This window comes from Paenactinomyces guangxiensis, from assembly GCF_016055185.1.
Classification (GTDB): domain Bacteria; phylum Bacillota; class Bacilli; order Thermoactinomycetales; family Thermoactinomycetaceae; genus Paenactinomyces; species Paenactinomyces guangxiensis.
In genome coordinates, this window is the sequence record NZ_JAECVR010000005.1 from 36,340 (window position 1) to 54,199 (window position 17,860).

Annotated in this window: 15 protein-coding genes, 1 tRNA gene, 2 pseudogenes and 1 other annotated feature; of the genes and pseudogenes, 5 read left to right on the forward strand and 13 right to left on the reverse strand. The window is 44.6% G+C overall.

Annotated features, from left to right (window positions below; genetic code table 11):
- Positions 1 to 9: 9 nt before the first annotated feature.
- On the reverse strand, positions 10 to 927 hold the full coding sequence (gene pfkB / locus I8U27_RS06735) for a 1-phosphofructokinase (RefSeq protein ID WP_181751374.1): 918 nt from the start codon (positions 925 to 927) through the stop codon (positions 10 to 12).
- Positions 924 to 1,679 (reverse strand): DeoR/GlpR family DNA-binding transcription regulator, encoded by a 756-nt coding sequence (locus tag I8U27_RS06740; RefSeq protein WP_181751419.1) that lies wholly within the window; start codon positions 1,677 to 1,679, stop codon positions 924 to 926. The genes pfkB and I8U27_RS06740 overlap by 4 nt, the downstream gene beginning before the upstream one ends.
- 563 nt (positions 1,680 to 2,242) lie before the next feature.
- Here I8U27_RS06740 and I8U27_RS21280 point away from each other — a divergent pair.
- The 3 genes and pseudogenes from I8U27_RS21280 to I8U27_RS06750 form a co-directional block, all read left to right on the forward strand.
- Positions 2,243 to 3,787, forward strand: a pseudogene (locus I8U27_RS21280) (family 16 glycoside hydrolase); the annotation flags it as partial.
- Between the two features lie 18 nt (positions 3,788 to 3,805).
- Complete coding sequence (locus I8U27_RS21285) at positions 3,806 to 4,912, forward strand: GH32 C-terminal domain-containing protein (protein ID WP_374057916.1); 1,107 nt, start codon at positions 3,806 to 3,808, stop codon at positions 4,910 to 4,912.
- Between the two features lie 226 nt (positions 4,913 to 5,138).
- Positions 5,139 to 5,660: a hypothetical protein gene (locus I8U27_RS06750; protein ID WP_181751372.1), complete on the forward strand. Its 522-nt coding sequence runs from the start codon at positions 5,139 to 5,141 to the stop codon at positions 5,658 to 5,660.
- Here the strand turns inward: I8U27_RS06750 and I8U27_RS20945 are convergent.
- The 4 genes and pseudogenes from I8U27_RS20945 to I8U27_RS06765 all read right to left on the reverse strand — a co-directional run.
- On the reverse strand, positions 5,647 to 5,769 hold the full coding sequence (locus I8U27_RS20945; protein WP_258567754.1) for a hypothetical protein: 123 nt from the start codon (positions 5,767 to 5,769) through the stop codon (positions 5,647 to 5,649). The genes I8U27_RS06750 and I8U27_RS20945 overlap by 14 nt on opposite strands.
- A gap of 350 nt (positions 5,770 to 6,119) precedes the next feature.
- Positions 6,120 to 7,178 (reverse strand): MFS transporter, encoded by a 1,059-nt coding sequence (locus I8U27_RS06755; protein ID WP_181751371.1) that lies wholly within the window; start codon positions 7,176 to 7,178, stop codon positions 6,120 to 6,122.
- Positions 7,179 to 7,201: 23 nt separating this feature from the next.
- The gene (locus I8U27_RS06760) at positions 7,202 to 7,402 is read right to left on the reverse strand and encodes a hypothetical protein (protein WP_181751370.1); all 201 of its coding nucleotides are present in this window, start codon (positions 7,400 to 7,402) and stop codon (positions 7,202 to 7,204) included.
- Positions 7,403 to 7,528: 126 nt separating this feature from the next.
- A pseudogene (locus I8U27_RS06765) lies at positions 7,529 to 7,900 on the reverse strand (lanthionine synthetase LanC family protein); the annotation flags it as partial.
- A 380-nt stretch (positions 7,901 to 8,280) separates the two neighbouring features.
- Between I8U27_RS06765 and I8U27_RS06770 the strand changes: the two are divergent.
- On the forward strand, positions 8,281 to 9,492 hold the full coding sequence (locus I8U27_RS06770; RefSeq protein WP_181751369.1) for a helix-turn-helix domain-containing protein: 1,212 nt from the start codon (positions 8,281 to 8,283) through the stop codon (positions 9,490 to 9,492).
- Positions 9,493 to 9,775: 283 nt separating this feature from the next.
- Positions 9,776 to 10,324, forward strand: a complete 549-nt coding sequence (locus I8U27_RS06775; protein ID WP_181751368.1) for an NUDIX hydrolase — start codon at positions 9,776 to 9,778, stop codon at positions 10,322 to 10,324.
- A gap of 62 nt (positions 10,325 to 10,386) precedes the next feature.
- Here the strand turns inward: I8U27_RS06775 and I8U27_RS06780 are convergent.
- The 7 genes from I8U27_RS06780 to I8U27_RS06810 all read right to left on the reverse strand — a co-directional run bounded on the left by I8U27_RS06780 (position 10,387) and on the right by I8U27_RS06810 (position 17,745).
- Positions 10,387 to 10,476: transfer RNA gene (locus I8U27_RS06780), tRNA-Ser, on the reverse strand.
- A 70-nt stretch (positions 10,477 to 10,546) separates the two neighbouring features.
- Positions 10,547 to 11,827, reverse strand: coding sequence for a serine--tRNA ligase (serS, locus tag I8U27_RS06785; RefSeq protein WP_181751367.1), 1,281 nt, complete (start codon positions 11,825 to 11,827; stop codon positions 10,547 to 10,549).
- A 43-nt stretch (positions 11,828 to 11,870) separates the two neighbouring features.
- Positions 11,871 to 12,099: a binding site (T-box leader), on the reverse strand.
- Positions 12,100 to 12,125: 26 nt separating this feature from the next.
- Positions 12,126 to 12,716: a pyridoxal 5'-phosphate synthase glutaminase subunit PdxT gene (pdxT, locus tag I8U27_RS06790; protein WP_181751366.1), complete on the reverse strand. Its 591-nt coding sequence runs from the start codon at positions 12,714 to 12,716 to the stop codon at positions 12,126 to 12,128.
- Positions 12,717 to 12,728: 12 nt separating this feature from the next.
- Positions 12,729 to 13,613, reverse strand: coding sequence for a pyridoxal 5'-phosphate synthase lyase subunit PdxS (gene pdxS, locus I8U27_RS06795; RefSeq protein WP_220185912.1), 885 nt, complete (start codon positions 13,611 to 13,613; stop codon positions 12,729 to 12,731).
- Between the two features lie 214 nt (positions 13,614 to 13,827).
- The gene (locus I8U27_RS06800; RefSeq protein WP_181751364.1) at positions 13,828 to 15,060 is read right to left on the reverse strand and encodes a D-alanyl-D-alanine carboxypeptidase family protein; all 1,233 of its coding nucleotides are present in this window, start codon (positions 15,058 to 15,060) and stop codon (positions 13,828 to 13,830) included.
- A gap of 161 nt (positions 15,061 to 15,221) precedes the next feature.
- Complete coding sequence (gene guaB / locus I8U27_RS06805; protein ID WP_181751363.1) at positions 15,222 to 16,679, reverse strand: IMP dehydrogenase; 1,458 nt, start codon at positions 16,677 to 16,679, stop codon at positions 15,222 to 15,224.
- Positions 16,680 to 16,899: 220 nt separating this feature from the next.
- Positions 16,900 to 17,745, reverse strand: coding sequence for an esterase/lipase family protein (locus I8U27_RS06810; RefSeq protein WP_181751362.1), 846 nt, complete (start codon positions 17,743 to 17,745; stop codon positions 16,900 to 16,902).
- Between the last annotated feature and the right edge of the window lie 115 nt (positions 17,746 to 17,860).

Below are 17,860 nucleotides of genomic sequence, written 5' to 3' on the forward strand. Positions count from 1 at the left end.
GGCACCTCCTTAAAGTTTTTGAATCTCAATCCGGGGATATAACTGTTCGATCTGCTCTTTGGTACACAGATCTTGCGAGAAGGCAGTGGCGCTTCCGGTGGCCACCCCAAATCGAAAAGCTTCCAGGAGATCTCCGGTTCGGGCATAGGTGCCGAGGAAACCAGCGACCAGCGAATCACCCGCACCTACGGAGTTGACAACTTGTCCTTTGGGGACATTGGATAAATAGGTTCCTTCGTCGGTGATGAACAGGGCACCGTTCTCCGCCATCGAGACAATCACGTGTTGAGCTCCCATTTCGACCAGTTTGCGGCCATACGGAATGATTTCATTCACCGACTTCAGGGTAACACCAAATAGTTCCCCCAGCTCGTGATGGTTGGGCTTGATTAAAAAAGGCTTGTGCTTTATTACATTAAGAAGCGCGTTTCCGGTTGCGTCGACAACCACACGGATTTCGCGTTCGCTCCACCTTTTCGTCAACTCTTCATACAGGTTGCCGGGAAGCGAACGGGGAATGCTGCCGGCAAATACAATCATGTCCTCTCTGTCTATGGCATCAAGTTTGGATAAAAACCTCTCCAAATGCGGGTCGGTAATGACGGGGCCCATTCCGTTGATTTCAGTTTCTTCACCGGTCGGCGATTTCAGTTTGATATTAATGCGGGAATCTTCTTCAACATCAACGAAGTCGATATTGATTCCTTCACGAATAAGTGCATCCCGGATGAAAGCACCAGTGAATCCCCCGATAAATCCCAGAGCGGTTGTTTCAACTCCTATGCGGTGTAAAATGCGGGAAACGTTGATGCCTTTTCCGCCGGGAAATTTTTGTTCCCGTCTTGTACGGTTTAATTTTTCCGGCTGAAAGTCTTCTACTTCGATGATCAAATCAACGGAAGGATTTAGCGTTACTGTATAGATCATGGTTTAACTACCTCTAAAACTGATGTCTGTTTTTCATAAAACTCTCTTGTATCTTCGGGCATCTCATCTGTAAGGATGGTTGCTTCCTCAAGGTCCGCAATCTTAGCAAAAGAGATTTCCCCAAACTTGCTGTGATCTGCCAAAACATAAGATTGGCCGGATAACTGCAATGCGGCTTGTTTTAAGAATGCTTCTTCCGGGTCAGGAGTGGTATATCCCAACTCAGCGTGAATGCCATTGACACCCAAAAAACAGTGATCAAAGCGAAAACGGCGGATATTTTCCAATGCTACATTGCCAATGATCGCCCGGGTTGAAGCTTTCATCATTCCACCGAGCACATAGGCTTTCATATCGTTTCTAAGCAGAATTTCTAAATGATTGACTCCATTGGTGACTACAGTGACCTGTTTGCCGGTCAAATGAGGAATCATTTCAATCGTCGTGCTGCCTGCATCGAGGTAAATGCAATCCCCTTTGCCTACCAATGAGGCGGCAAAGGCAGCGATCTGTCTCTTTTCCTGAAGGTTTTTGGCTGATTTTTCAACAATGGTCGGCTCTGTTCCTTTACCCTGTAGCAAGGCGGCTCCGCCATGTACACGCTTTAATAAATTTTGCTTTTCCAATTCAACCAGATCCCGCCGGATGGTGGATTCCGATGATTCTGTAACACTGACGAGATCCTGCAACTTTACGACTCCCTGCTGCTTTAACAGATTCAAAATCAGTTGATGTCTCTGTGGCGTAAGGATGGTTGGTCACCTCGCTTCGTTGTTATTATCATAACGAAAACCCTTTCATAAAATCAATCATTTTCTTTTCTTTTCATCCAATTACATTCAACTACATTCAATTATGTTTATTTTTAGGCAAAATAGATAAGATCTCGAAGACACTGAGGACTCCCCGGAAAAAAGCAAATGATAGTTATCCAAAACAAATCGAATGAAAAATGAATGGAAATATGTAACTCAATCCCCCGCGAACTATTATTTTAAATAGTGTTGATATTTTGTTATATTTCAAATATAATCATATAAAATCGATAACATCTACAAACAATCAAAATCGATCAAACAGGGGTCGCAACTCTAATAGAAAAGAGGTGAACGATTCAATTCGTTTACTTTAAATAGTAAGCGCTTGCAAAAAAGTACGGTTCAGGATAGTTCCTGTGAGAAAGTCTGCGCGAATTTTATCCATTCTTTTCCCGGCGTTTATATTGATTCTTACCAGTCGTTCAAATCAAACCTTCATATGGTTCACCAAGAATATTTAAGAAAGTGGTGTGGGGAAAATGGTGAGTAAACAAAAAATGCTGGTTGCTCTGGTGCTTGCTTTAACAATAATTTTTTCTGTAAATTCAGTTGTTTTTGCTGAGGATTCAGGATATTACAATGAAGTTTACCGAAACCAATTCCATTTTTCTCCTGAAGCAAACTGGATGAATGATCCGAATGGAATGGTCTACTACGATGGTGAATACCACTTGTTCTATCAATATTACCCATATGGAAAAACCTGGGGACCTATGCACTGGGGGCATGCGGTAAGTACTGATCTCGTTCACTGGAAACATCCCCCAATCGCTTTGTCCCCTGATGAAAACGGATGGATTTTCTCAGGAAGCGCTGTGATTGACTGGAACAACACAGCAGGTTTTGGAAAAGAAGCCATGGTGGCCATTTTTACTCATGCAGATGGACCAAAGCAAGTCCAAAGCATTGCATACAGCCTTGATAAGGGAAGAACATGGAAAAAGTATGAGGGCAATCCGGTTATGCCAAACCCGCCGATTAATGATTGGCGCGATCCGAAAGTATTCTGGCATGAAGAAACAAAACAATGGGTCATGGCGCTGGCAGCAAGAAACAAAGTCATGTTTTACACTTCACATGACTTGAAAAATTGGAAACATGCAAGTGATTTCGGTCCTGACGGCGGAATTCAAGGAAACGGTATCCCTGGTTCTTACTCTTATGCTTTATCAAAGCAAAAAGGCAGTTCCTTTATCTATGAAGCTGATATCACCCTTGTTGAAAAGAACGGGCATAAAGGAGCAGGAGGACTTGTTTTCCGTTCTGATCAAGAAGTCAGAAATGCATATCTCACAACAGTCGATGCTGAAAAGAACACAGTCAGCTTAAGCAAAATGGCAGATGGTAAATTACATGAAATGGCTGCCTCATCTGCCAAACTGGAAGCCGGTCAAACCTACCATTTAAAAGTGGTGACTGACTACGAAAATCTGAAAGTCTTCCTGGATGACAAATTGGTTATTCATGAAACAGACTCTTCATTCATCAACGGACAATTTGGTTTGGTGGCCCGTAATTCTACAGCCGTTTTCCGAAATGTGAAGGTTGAAAACAGTTCAAATGGAGAGCCGAAGGAAGACGATCCAATCAGCCCGAGCGGAACCATCAAAGATTTCAGTGCGGTAGTTGGCGAATGGGTACCATCCACTTATGGAATTTATGGTGGAATTTGGGAATGTCCTTCATTAATCCAATTGCCTGTTGACGGAGATCCAAACAAAAAGAAATGGGTGTTGCTTGTCAGTATTAATGATGGCGCAGTGGCTGGCGGATCTGGTATGCAGTATTTTGTCGGCCAATTTGACGGTAAAACCTTTAAAAGCGACAACACCCCTCAAACTGTTTTGTGGGCCGACTACGGTGCAGACTTCTATGCAGGGGTTGAATGGAGCAATCTTGAAGGTGAAAACGGAGAAAAATTCTGGCTCGGATGGATGAGCAACTGGAGTTATGCTAACAATACGCCAACAAGTCCCTGGAGAAGTTCCATGTCATTACCCAGAAAATTAGAGCTCACTGAAACGGCAGATGGGCTGCGCTTAAAACAAACACCTGTTTCATTGAAGAAGATTAGAGATCATAAAGAAAAAATAAAGCACGAAGATGTTGTGCTTTCCAAAGACAGCAGCTTTCTGCCCAATTTAACGGGCGACACATTTGAAATCATCGCCGAATTTGATGTTTCCAAAGCAACAGCTACCGAATTCGGGGTTAAAGTCCGAAAAGGAAAACACGGGGACACGGATGAACAAACAGTCATCGGATATGACTTAGCTGAGCAAAAACTGTTTGTTGACCGTATAAATTCCGGCAACTTTAACTTTGGAAGCAATGTAAAAGGAAAACATGAAGCACCGTTACGTTCATCGCACAAAACCGTTAAAATGCACATTTTCCTGGACCGTTCCGCCGTTGAGGTATTTGGGGGTGATGGAGAAAGTGTCATTACCGATCAGATTTTCCCCCTTTCATCAAGCGACGGTCTGGAGCTTTACAGTAAAGGCGGTGAAGCAACCCTAAAATCGCTTGAAATTTATCCGCTGAAGTCGATTTGGGGCAAAAGCCCGGTCAAATCCCAACTGACTGGCTGGACAACAATCAACGGTTCCTGGGGAGATACCATTGCCGGCAGGCAGGGGCAAAGCACTGGAGATGCATTTACCATAGCAAAGAACACTGGAAACGACTTTACCTACCAAGCCGATATCAAAGTGCTTGATACCGACTCCCATCCGGACGACCCAAACAAGGACACGGTTGATAACCCGGTTGGGGCAGGAGCACTTGTATTCCGTTCAGATGCCACTGGGAGCAATGCCTATGTTGCAAATGTGGATGTATTAAATAATGTTGTGAAATTAATCAAGTTTGCTGATGGAAAACCAACCGAACTTGCTGTGTATAATGACAATGGAAACTTAGACTTAAAACCCAATACGGATTATCAATTAAAGGTAGAGACAAATGGTAAAAATATAAAGGTTTATCTAAATGGTGATCTTGTCGTTCACACCAGAGATAAATCCTTCATCAGCGGACACTTTGGCTTGAATGTATGGAACTCAACGGCTGTCTTTAACAACATCCGATACACAACAAAACAGGCGGCAAACGAAAAGGACACGGCCGCTTATCCCAGGGTGATCCCGGCAGATGGGAATCGTTAGCAGCCGCTTAGGTGCGGTCGAACGAGGCGAAAGGTACCTTTTAAACGACAAAAAGCCTAAACACGCTGGCAAAGGCGGCCATCCTCAGTTGATGGGTGAATGATTTAAATTTTTTAGAGGGCTTGGTTGGGGTTTCCTGCCGCCCTCGCTTTTTTGTTCTACTTACAGGAATTGTTTCTCTAACTGTTGAAGATAACTTAGTATCTGTTTGCAGAGGGGGTATTTAATGAAAAAATTAATGAAAAACCGTCTTACTCCTATAGAGGGTTTTTTACGTGGTCTGAAACCTGCTTGTCTAAGCAAAATGACCGATGAACTATCTGTCTATCCTTATCAACCTATGAGCGATGGATGGTACATGTTCTTTCGCTCCCATCAACAGAAAAAAGCCTTCTGTGACCGTTTATACCAAATAAAGACAGCAGAGGACCTTCACCGTTTAAAAGGAGAAGCGCTGGGATATCCCCCCAAAGCCATTGAATACTATTGTTACAAAAACTCCCCTCAGACAAGGGTGAGTCTACATTATTTCAACGGTATTGACTGTGTCAGCCATGTGGAGGACATAGAGGAAAATGTTTTTTGGCTTTGGAATACATACAAATATGACCAGTTGCTTTTGGTAAAGATCATACAACACGAAGAGCCTCAATACCTGCCGCCTGTTCCTTATAAGGATATGGAACAGCTTCAAAAGGTATCAAGGCTCGCAGAAAGTTTATTAAGCACCAAAGTTATTTCATCTTAGAGTAGTCTTCATGACCGCACTCCGGACAATAAACGACGCCGTCTTTTGTTTCTTTACAGCTTCCCTCGCAGCCGGGATCAAAGCAACAGAATCGGATGGCTCGAAACATAAAACCACCTCCTGTCTGTCAGCTCCAACTAATATTATATCTTTTATGAATATTCAAATAAATATATGGATAAAAAATATAAGGGTGAAAACATGAACACATTGATTCAACCGTACAAAACGCACTTACCGTTACAAAGCGGTGAATTGCGTTTTGTACTGGTGTGGCGGAGAGGGTGGGATTCGAAATCACGGTACGTTCACACGCACGGCGGTTTTCAAGATTGACAAAAAGCGTAAATCAAGAACAACCATCAACAATAATCCCAAATTAATCAACCATTTTATGACAAGAAACCAATGAAAACACAGTTCGTGAAGAATTGTTAGAAGGTCTGTTGTTTAGCCATCCTACTTATCTATAGACAACAATCGCTTGTTAAACAAGCTAATAAAAGCGACAAATGCCAGTACAGCTCCCAGCACAATAAAAACGACACCAGAATTTATCTTTGCTCCCCATAACCCGATGAGTGTTGTTCCCAGTGGTGGAGCAATGGAAGAAACAAATTTCCTAACCCCAAATACCCTTCCTTGAATCACTGCCGGAACATTACTTTGCCAAATGGTCGCTTGATGACTACCAACAATACTAGAAGTAAACATTCTCATAAAGAGGAAAGCAGCACTCAAGTAAATGGAAGTCGAAAAGCCAAATAACATGATCATTACTCCGCTTACCAATAGAGGAACTAAAACGCCATAAATCCTATTTTTCTTTAATCCTCCCCACCAACTCATCAAAATGCCCGCAAGAGTCGCCCCAATAAATCCCATCGTATCTAAAAACGAATAAGCAAACGGATAACTCCATCCTTTACCGGACCAATCATTGAACAATGTTTCCTTTGTGATTACTGGCAATAATAAATCTACGGAGTAAACAATGGTTTCAATGAACCCCAGTACAATTAACAAAAGAAATGGTGGATGCTTGAACAAATAACGAAAGCCCAACTTCATATCACTTCTAAAAGAGGTCTTATCCTTTGATTTACCTTTTTCTTCCCTGATCGGGGAAGGGATTTTCAAAAATAATATACTTAATCCGCTCAAGAAAAAGGTCACGGCATCCACGCCAATAGCTGAAACCATCCCTGTCCCGGCTCCAAATAAGTTCACAGAAAATAGAGTGGCTGCCAAGACAGGAGCTATTACACCCGTTAAAGTCCACATGGTATTCATCATCGCATTGGCCCTTGGTAAATATTCCTCTGGAACTAACATAATATAAGAGGTATCAAACGCCAGTGAATGAAAAGTACTTATTACAGACAAACACACCAATAGAAAAAACAAAAAAGGAACATTCAAATCCTCACCCAACAACAAAAAGAAAATGATTAACATAACAAATCCCTGGGTAAAGTCAGCTAACAACATGATGGTTTTTCGCTTAATCCGATCCACCCAAATCCCCGCAAACGGAGATATTAAAATACAGGAAGAATATTAACTAAGCTAAGGACCGTCAACGCATAAATCAGCTCCGCTTTTTGTGAAGAGTGGGGATAAACATTTTGAGTTAACCAGAACACAAAGGTAAAATAGCTAAGCGCGCTCCCTAAAGCTGAAAACCCTTGAGTAATCCATAGGATGATAAATGTACGAAATCCATTTGCCTTCTTCTCCAATATTCCTACTCCTTACCTTCCGGTTTAAAGAACTCCAATCCAAGTACAGATGGAACTTTAGTGGGCGCATATGCTCTCATTAAGCCATAGCCAATTCCTGAAATGCCAGTCATTAAGTCAGGTGTTTCAATTTAAAGGATTACCGCAAAGCCTTCCTGATCTCAATAAGCCATCATAAATTGTTGTAATCATTCTTTCTAACTCTATTTGATGGTCATTCGCCTTTGCCATTATTAAAAAATCTAAATTACCCAAATCCCCATGACATAAAGAATGGTTTCTTCCAAATCCTTCTTTTATTGTTGTATCAACAGCAATACGAACTTCTTCACTAAACAAAGGTTCATTGTCAAAATTGAGAGATAATAGACGGGCCATTCCGATCCCCGGCGCCCCTGAACACCACTGAACATCAAAAGACTGTTTTCTATTTTCCTTGGAAGTAACCCAATTTCCTCTGTCCTTATTGAACGCGCTTCTCTCATATTGAATAGCTTCTAACGCTACATTCCGAAAATATTATTTCCCAGTGATTTGATGTAAGTGTAGAAGCGACAAAGCGTAACCAGCTACTCCATGCGCCATACCCGTAAGAAATCGGGCATTAGGTGTGATCCATCCAAGTCCATATTCTGTTTTTACTGCTTGTCTACATATTAATTCCCCACAACGAATAGCGACTACTTGAACAAGAAGGAATATACACGATAATCCTAGTAAAATTGTGATTGAGATCAGGACAAATTAGAACAAACCCAAAAGTTTGAATTTTTGGCAATACAGGATAGAATATTCATACCAATAGGTTGATTGTGAGGCTGTAAAGGTAGAAAATAAAATTATGGGATAAGTATTCGTGATTGTGAGGTTATAAAGACATGAAATACCATTATGGGGTAACTATTCGTGAAGCTAGGGAAAAGTTAAATATGACACAGGCACAGTTAGCAGAGAAGTGGCCCCAAGCAGGCGGTGGAACCGGCGTTAGTGTGAATTACGTTTCTGATGTGGAACGCGGCATAAAGAATATCACCGATCCCCAAACGCTTCGACGTTTGTGTAAAATTTTACAAATTCCACTCTGGAAAATGGGACTTTCTGATTACGACCCATTTAATCCGAGTAACTTTCGCGAAACTTTTATGTATGATGAGACATTAAACACAGCGGAGGGTTTGATAAAGAGGACATGGAATCTTCGTCGTGTTATGTCTTTGCCATATGTTGAAGAGGCTGTCAATGATCTGAATCGGCTTTTTGATTATTTACAAGCGAATACACCGCCCCCTGTACGTCTGGACAAGCGCTTTCAAATGCTTTACGCCCAAGTACTGCGACTCAATGCTGTAATTGACGTAGAAAATCAGCGATACGAGGAGGCACTAAACAAATTTCGCAGGATGCATGAAATTGCGAAAGCAATTGATCATACGGCTACTCTCGCTATGAGTTATCTTAATATAGGTACGGAACTAGAGCGAATGGGAAAACAAGAGGAGGCGATTGATTACCTCGAGCTGGCCAGAGATGAATCATTCAGAGCGTCGAAACATGTCATGGTCGTAACCAACGCCTACCTCGCTAGAGCATATGCTAGTGCTGGACAGAAGGTGAAGTTTAAGAGAGCCATAGAAGCCGCATTACGCACTGCAAGAAGTATCGAAAATTATTATTATGGTGATGGAACAGATTTTGTGTTCCACTCTTTAAGTGGTGTTCTGGCAGAAAAGAGCTATGGCTATCTGGAGATTGGAGAGCCAGAGGAAACCCTGGCCATGCAAGAAGAAATCAAAAGCCAGATCGCCTTGGAAGCCAATATCTGGTTGGATGCGTGGATTCCGCTAGATTGGGCGAGAGCATATCTAATGTTAGGTCAGGTCGACAAGTGTGTACAGGCAGGCCAGGAATTCTACCGGAAGGCCAAATTGTTGAAATCTCCTCATGCGAAGAGCCGCGCCTATCGACTATTAAACACGATTGAAGCAGCGGGTTATAGTGATGTTCAGGCCGTAAAAGATTTCCGCCATATGCTTGATAATGAGGAGGATAAGAACGGTCTAAAAGAGCTAGATGCTCATTATTTCACCTAAGTAAGATCCAAAAGACAAGAGAATCTTATTAGCTGAGCGAACAACTCATAGTCGGTTAAAGAAGAGAACAAAAGCTGGTCGCAATTCACATTGGCCGGCTTTTGCTGTTTGTAATACTTTTACTCTGTGGACTTGTCGGGTATGTGAAATTTTTTGTGTGAATGGCTTTTCCTTAGCAGCTATCCCTACACAAGATTAACGGCAAACATACATTATACGAACAAGTTAAGAATAAGTTTTTTTCAATTTGGAATAATGAATCCATTACTAAGGAGATTTAACAATGAACAAAGAGCTTTACTTTAAATATCAGTGGAGATATAAAAAAGAGGACTTAAAATTTTGTCCTCGATGCGGGCATCATTTTTCATTAGAGGACTTGCATATTCCCAACCAACCTCAACTACTTTGTCATCATTGCCAATTTGTCTTCTACTTAGATCCAAAGCTGGTAGTAGTGGCAGTGGTTCTAAATAGACAAAAAAACAAAGTATTACTTCTCCAAAGAGATGAAGAGCCCGGGAAAGGATTATGGGCTTTTCCAGGAGGACATGTTGAACGTGGACATGATCTTTTTGAAACAATAAAAAATGAGGTAAAAGAAGAAACAGGTCTTTCTGTAGAAGTTTATGAAATTATTAGTACATTCTCCTCTCCCAAAGATGGACTTATTCAATTGACCTACGAAGCGATTGCCGATAATGAAGAAGTGATCGTCAATATCGAAAGCAAAAAGGGTTGTTTTTTCTATTTTGATGAAATTCCTTGGGATAAGCTCGCATTTCCTTCAACTGAAAAGCTATTACGTTTGTATACAGATAAGAACAAGTAGTTCAACCTGAAGCAAAAAACGCACTTTACCGCTTTGTAACGGTAAGTGCGCTTGTACTCTTGTGGCGGAGAGGGTGGGATTCGAACCCACGGATGCCTCACGACATCGGCGGTTTTCAAGACCGCTGCCTTAAACCACTCGACCACCTCTCCACAGCTGATATTGAGTTACAGAATACAATTATACTTATTTTTTGTCTGCTGTCAAGTATCAGCCGGGAGATTAGTTTTTGCTAATCCGGGTCAGTCCGCCCATATAGGGCTGCAAGGCTTCCGGGATGCGGATGCTGCCATCCTCTTGCTGGTGGTTTTCGATGATAGCAGCAACGGTACGGCCGATTGCCAGACCGGAACCGTTTAAGGTATGGACAAATTCAGGTTTGGCCTTGGGATCACGGCGGAAGCGAATCTGGGCCCGTCTGGCCTGGAAATCTTCAAAGTTGCTGCAGGAGGAGATTTCACGGTACGTATGGTTGCTGGGCATCCACACTTCGAGATCGTATTTTTTGGCTGCTGTAAAACCTAGGTCCCCTGTACACATCAATACGACACGATAGGGCAGCTCCAGCAGCTGCAAGACCTTTTCGGCGTTTGCCACTAATTGTTCCAGTTCATCGTACGAGTCTTCCGGGCGGACCAGTTTGACCAGTTCCACTTTATTAAACTGATGCAAGCGGATCAGGCCGCGGGTGTCTCGTCCTGCCGAACCGGCCTCCGAGCGGAAGTTGGCGCTAAAAGCAGCATAATATTTGGGGAGTTCTTCGTTTGCCAGGATTTCGCCACTGTGGTAGTTGGTTACCGGCACTTCAGCGGTTGGAATGAGAAAATAATCGGTTTCAGCCACAGGAAATACATCTTCGGTAAATTTAGGGAATTGTCCCGTACCTGTCAAGCTCTGGCGATTGACGACATAAGGGGGAATCATCTCCGTATAGCCGTGCTGCCCGGTATGCAAATCCAGCATAAAATTCATCAAAGCCCGTTCGAGACGCGCCCCCAATCCTTTATAAAAAACAAAACGGGAGCCTGTTACTTTGCTGGCCCGCTCAAAGTCCAACAAATCCAATTCTGCGGCCAACTCCCAGTGCGGCTTCAGTTCAAACGAAGGTTGCGGAACTTCTCCCCAATGCCGGACAGGGACATTATCTTCCTCTGTTAACCCTGCGGGAACGCTTTCATGAGGAATGTTGGGCAAAGCGAGCAACAACTGGTCGATTTTTTCATCCAGTTCCCGCAATTCCTCATCTAAACGCTTGATTTCATCCCCGACACGACGCATCTCTAATATTTGCGCTTCAGCATCTTCTTTGGCTTTCTTTTTTGCCGCTATTTCCCGGGAAACAATATTGCGTTGATTTTTTAATTGTTCCGTTTGTTGAATCAGTTCTCTTCTACGCCGGTCGTATTCGGCGAACGAGTCCAAACCGCTGATATCCTCATTGCGGTATTTTAACTTTTCTCTTACTTCATCAAGCTGGTTGCGTAAAAGTTTAAGATCCAGCACAGGTTAAACCTCCCTTGTTCAAAAAATAAAACCCCCCGCCCTGTGAAGGGACGGAAGGTCCGCGTTGCCACCCTTATTGACCGGAAAGCTTAAAGCTACCAGTCCACCTCTTGGCGAAATAACGGTACGCTGCCGATCACGCTTAAGCGGGGGATTCCCCGTGTTCACGTATCGCTCCGAGGTGGATTCACCGCTTGTTTGGGACGATTTTCACCAGCCATCGCCTCTCTGAACCAACCAGATGCGGTTACTTTTCTCTTCTTCGCGATTTTGATATCCCTTTTTCTTTTAGTATATCCTAATTATTCACTTTCGTAACCAGAGATTCCTGCACCATTTTTGTAAAATACGAGTGGAAGCGCAGGTCATCTGTCAACTCCGGATGAAAAGCAGCTGCCAGCAGGGTTCCCTGACGTGCTGCAACAATCTTTCCGTCCAACTCTGCCAATACCTCAACACCGGGCCCAACTTCTTCGATATAAGGCGCACGAATAAAGACTGCCTGGAAGTTGTCAGCGATCCCCGCGATGTTTAAACTGGCTTCAAAACTCTCCCTTTGTCGGCCAAATGCGTTTCGTTTGACGGTTATATCCATCAGGTCGAGATGAGGGGTATCCAGACCTTCCACACGCCTGGCAATCAGGATTAAACCGGCACATGTCCCAAAGATGGGCTTTCCGTCCCGATGCATTTGCATAATGGGTTCGGCCAAATCATATTCCCGGAGGAGCTTGCCAATCGTGGTAGACTCTCCTCCCGGGATGACCAGGCCGTCCAGGTCCCGGAGTTGATCGGCCCGTTTCACAGCCGTCGCGGCGGCTCCTGATCGTTCTAAAATGTGAATATGCTCACGGACAGCCCCTTGCAGGGCGAGCACCCCGACCTTCATACCTGAATCCTCCTACCAACCCCGCTCTTGCATACGGTCTTCTGCGCTGATTTTGGAAATTTCCAAACCGGTCATGGGGGTTCCCAAGTCTTTGGATACTTCTGCAATGAGTGCAAAATCTTCATAGTGTGTGGTTGCTTTCACAATGGCACGCGCGTACTTCTCGGGGTTTTCAGATTTAAAGATACCTGAACCGACAAATACGCCGTCTGAGCCCAAATGCATCATGAGTGCTGCGTCGGCGGGTGTCGCGACACCTCCGGCGGCAAAGTTTACAACCGGAAGTTTGCCCGTTTCATGCACCTGCAGCAAGAGCTCATAGGGAGCTCCCAGTTCTTTGGCTTCGGTCATCAATTCGTCGCGGGACATGCTTTGCACTTTGCGGATCTGGCTTTGCATCATGCGCATATGCCGTACCGCTTCCACAATGTTTCCGGTACCGGGCTCCCCTTTGGTACGGATCATGGAAGCTCCTTCTCCGATCCGGCGCAGAGCTTCTCCAAGGTTACGGGCACCGCAGACAAAAGGTACGGTGAACTGGGATTTATCAATGTGGAACAGCTCATCGGCGGGTGTAAGAACTTCGCTCTCATCGATATAATCCACACCCATGGATTCTAAAAGGCGTGCTTCCACAAAGTGCCCAATCCGGGCTTTCGCCATGACGGGAATTGAAACAGCTTTCATCACTTCTTCAACGATGCGGGGGTCAGCCATACGGGCGACTCCGCCTGCAGCACGAATTTCTGAAGGGACGCGTTCCAGTGCCATAACGGCAACTGCACCTGCTTGCTCAGCAATTTTTGCTTGCTCTGCATTGACAACGTCCATAATGACGCCGCCTTTTTGCATTTCTGCCATTCCGCGTTTTACACGGTCTGTCCCTGTTTGACGCAATTCACTCATCAGTCTATGCCTCCTACTCTTTACGAACAAGTCGAAACCATTCCTCGAACTGCTAAATCTATGAACAATTGTAACGGAATGCCCGTTACTTGACAACTAAGCAGGACAATCTAACGCCAAGGCTTTGTGAAAGCTGATCCATCCATTGATTTTCTGTAACAGTGATACTGTTATCATTCAACAAACAATGGAAAATAATGAACGACTAAAACCAACTGCTGACCGTGTCACCAATATCGCGGAAAAAGAGGCGGAACCAGCTGGCTTCCTCAACGCCGACACGGGTGACCACATCAATCGGCGCAACTCCTTTGATTTCCTTTCCCTCATACAACACCTTTGCCTGCCCGATCACGGTTCCCGCAGCAAGCGGAGCTTTCAAATTCGGCTTAAATGTAACCTGCCATTGGTATTTATTCCGTTCCCCTGTATGTATGGGTAATTTTAATTCTTCTTTCGCCACGATTGGAACCGTTCTTTCCACTCCGTTGGGCAGGGGCAACGAGGCGTAACCGGGGATTGCCTTTTTCTCAGCGACCAGGGTTTCCAGCTGAAAATGGTTAAAGCCGTAGTCCAACAGCTTTTTGGTCTCTGAAAATCTCCTCGTCTGGGATCCTGTTCCCATCACAACTGTAATCAGACGGAAATCCTCCCGTTTTGCAGTCCCGGTGAAACAGTATCCAGCTTTATCGGTGTGCCCTGTTTTTACCCCGTCAACTCCCGGATAATATTGCTTCAGTCCCGGAAGCATATGGTTCCAGTTGGTTACCTTCTGCTCACGGGGAGTCCCTTCGCGAAAAGTATAGGTGGATTTGGACATAATTTCCAGCGCCTCGGGATGCGTTTTCAACAACTGGCTGGCCAATATGGCTGCATCATGGGCTGACATCATAATCTCCCCCTCTGTTTCAGGGGGGTCCCTGTATAATCTTCGATCTAATCCGGTTGCATTGCTGTAACGGGTATTTTTCATTCCCAGCTCTTTCGCTTTCTGGTTCATTAGCTTAACAAAAGCCTCTTCGCTTCCGGCAACATGTTCGGCTAAAGCAACGGCTGCATCATTGGCTGACTGGACAGCTACTCCGATCAACAATTCCCTGATCGTCTCTTTTTCCCCGGCTTTTAAATGAATCTGGGCTTCATCCACTCCCGCGGCCCGCTTGCTCACTGTTACTTCATCATCCCAGTTTAGCTCCCCGGCCTTGATTTTATCGAGAACGATAAACTGGGTCATCATTTTGGTCATACTGGCCGGCGGTCTTGGCTCATCCGCCATTTCTTCTTCCAGGATCGCGCCTGATGTAAAGTCCATGAGAATAAACGATTTTGCTTTAATCTCCGGAAGACCTTGTGCGGCAAACGTTTGAGCCGGTTGAATAAAGAGAACTACACATAACAGCAACACAGTGCGACATAAGAACCGCGATTTTCTTAACACTTGAGGCAACTCCCCATTCCCTTTACCTTCTGACTGTTCACAGCATTAAAATGATCATTCCGATTCCAAATCATTTTGACCTGCATATCATTTTACAAGATTTTAACAGAAACATAAACGAAAAAGCAGGATAAAACCTGCTTTTTCAACATAATTTCATTCTAAATATGATAGTTTGGTGCCTCTTTTGTGATTTGGATATCATGGGGGTGACTTTCGCGCAAAGATGCACCGGTAATACGGATAAACCGGGTCTTATCTTTCAATTCCTGTAAATTCTTCGCACCGCAATAACCCATTCCGGACCGCAAACCGCCAATCATCTGATAAACTGTATCAGCCAGAGGCCCTTTGTAGGGAACGCGTCCTTCAATCCCTTCCGGTACCAGTTTTTGCTGGTTTTCCTGGAAATAGCGGTCTTTGCTTCCTGCCTGCATCGCACCGATGGATCCCATCCCGCGATAAACTTTAAAGCGCCGTCCCTGGAAGATTTCAGATTCACCGGGTGCTTCCTCGGTTCCCGCAAACAAACTGCCAAGCATCACTGCATCAGCTCCCGCTGCCAGAGCTTTTACAATATCACCGGAATAACGGATTCCACCATCGGCGATGGTGGGAACACCGTATTCACGTGCAACCGTTGCACAATCGTAGATGGCTGTAATCTGGGGTACACCGATTCCGGCGACGATCCGGGTCGTACAGATCGATCCGGGCCCGATTCCAACCTTAACCACACTTGCCCCGGCTTCAATCAGATCACGGGTTCCCTCCGCTGTTGCCACGTTTCCGGCTACGATGACCAGATCGGGATACTCTTTACGCAGCTCGGCAACTGTGTTGACCACTCCGATGTGTTGTCCGTGTGCCGTATCGATGACAACAACATCCACTTCTGCCTCCACCAGCGCAGCCACGCGGCGCCGGGTATCTTTGGAAACTCCCACGGCTGCCCCGGCAAGCAGTCTCCCTTGCCGGTCTTTGGCCGCATCGGGAAACAGGGTTGCTTTCTCTATATCTTTAATCGTGATAAGGCCTTTTAATACACCATTTTGATCTACTAACGGCAGTTTTTCAATCTTATGGCGCTGTAAAATCCCTTCTGCTTCTTTTAAAGTGGTTCCCACCGGTGCGGTAACCAGATTTTCCTTTGTCATCACTTCTGAGATCGGGGTGGAGTAATCATGAATAAAGCGCAGATCCCGGTTGGTAATAATACCGACAAGTTTCTGCCTTTCATCAACAATCGGCACTCCGGAAATACGATATTTTGCCATCAATTCCTCTGCATCGTGCACTTTGTTCTCCGGGTTCAGATAAAAGGGGTTGGTGATCACACCGCTTTCTGACCTTTTAACGCGGTCTACTTCTTCAGCCTGCTCTTCCACCTTCATGTTCTTATGAATGACACCAAGCCCTCCCTGACGCGCAATCGCAATGGCGAGAGCTGACTCTGTAACAGTATCCATTCCGGCACTGATCAAAGGTATATTTAAATTTACGGTTTCAGCAAGCTTTGTCCCTACCTGTACGTCTCTGGGTAAGATTTCGGATCTTCCAGGCATAAGAAGTACATCATCAAAGGTAAGGCCCTCTTTTACAAATTTATCTTCCCACATGATTCTGCTCGTCCCCTTTAGGTCCCGTTATTTTTTAGCAAGTTTAGCAAGGGTTTTCTGTCCTGTCAACACGAACAGGCACTGGGCACGGTACTTTATCCACGGTTTGAATGAGTTATCCACAATTTCTGTGTATAACTCGCCCAAAAATGTGGATAACTTTGGATTCCTGATCGTTGTCCGCTAGTTTTCCCCAAGATTTCAGAGTTTATCGTTCCTGCTACAACAAGGCATCTGCGGCGGTACGGGCCACTTCGGACTCTTGGATCAGTTCCAGATGATTATACTGATAAAAAGTGGCAAGATGGATCGCACCTGGTACGGTTGCCTGTCCCTCCATCACCACTCCGTCATTATCCACACCGTATTTTAAGGAGAGCAGAGTCCAGCCGACGGCCAGTTCCCCATGCCAGCCCCGGTCTCCCCAGTGATCTGCATCCCCCGCAATCGTATAGCAATGTCCGTTTCGGTAAAAAGGACTTTCTGCGACGGGATATGTATGATTAAAAGTTTTCATGGCTGCCGGCTTTAAATTTTGAATCGCTTCTTTTCCATTGACAAACATCCCCAACCATTCATATTCCTCTGCCAGAGGAGTACCCTGATGCGGTGTGCCCAGAGTCACCAGTCCGGCCACTGTATGAGGGCGGAGATATACCACTTCCCGCGCAACAACACCACCCATACTGTGCGCAATGATATTGATAACCGGACTAAGCCCGTGCTTTTCCTGTAAGAGATCAATCTTCTTTGCTACAATTTGTGCCTGTTCATCAATCGGGTCATTTCCGGCCCAATGGTCATTTTCACCGATAAATGTAATCGTTTTACCGCCCAGATCACGTGTCCAGACCCGATTGGAATGATTGGCATAGATAACATAAACTCTCCCTGAGCCCCAGTTTCTGACCAACTCTTGTAAAAAGCGGTCTCCCCATTGATGTCGGTTATTAAAACCGTGGATCAACACCAGATCATATTTTTTTCGGATCGGATCAACCGCCATCCCCTGCGTACCCGGCGAAAAAAATCCCCCTACAAATACCAGTAAGAGGATCATTACCATAAAACGTCTCCACATCTTTTTTGCAAAGATCCTCCTTCTCCTCATTCACTTTTGTTATAACATGCAATCATTCTTCAAACAATAATGAAGGATAGAATTCGGTTCGGGGTGAAAA

What these genes read in the sequence shown, in the direction of transcription:
- I8U27_RS06770 (WP_181751369.1), top strand. Translation starts at nt 8,281, where the DNA reads ATGAAATACCATTATGGGGTAACTATTCGTGAAGCTAGGGAAAAGTTA.
- I8U27_RS06750 (WP_181751372.1), top strand. Translation starts at nt 5,139, where the DNA reads ATGAAAAAATTAATGAAAAACCGTCTTACTCCTATAGAGGGTTTTTTA.
- I8U27_RS06775 (WP_181751368.1), top strand. Translation starts at nt 9,776, where the DNA reads ATGAACAAAGAGCTTTACTTTAAATATCAGTGGAGATATAAAAAAGAG.
- I8U27_RS06810 (WP_181751362.1), bottom strand. Translation starts at nt 17,745, where the DNA reads ATGGTAATGATCCTCTTACTGGTATTTGTAGGGGGATTTTTTTCGCCG.
- I8U27_RS20945 (WP_258567754.1), bottom strand. Translation starts at nt 5,769, where the DNA reads ATGTTTCGAGCCATCCGATTCTGTTGCTTTGATCCCGGCTGCGAGGGA.
- pfkB (WP_181751374.1), bottom strand. Translation starts at nt 927, where the DNA reads ATGATCTATACAGTAACGCTAAATCCTTCCGTTGATTTGATCATCGAA.
- pdxT (WP_181751366.1), bottom strand. Translation starts at nt 12,716, where the DNA reads ATGAAGGTCGGGGTGCTCGCCCTGCAAGGGGCTGTCCGTGAGCATATT.
- guaB (WP_181751363.1), bottom strand. Translation starts at nt 16,679, where the DNA reads ATGTGGGAAGATAAATTTGTAAAAGAGGGCCTTACCTTTGATGATGTA.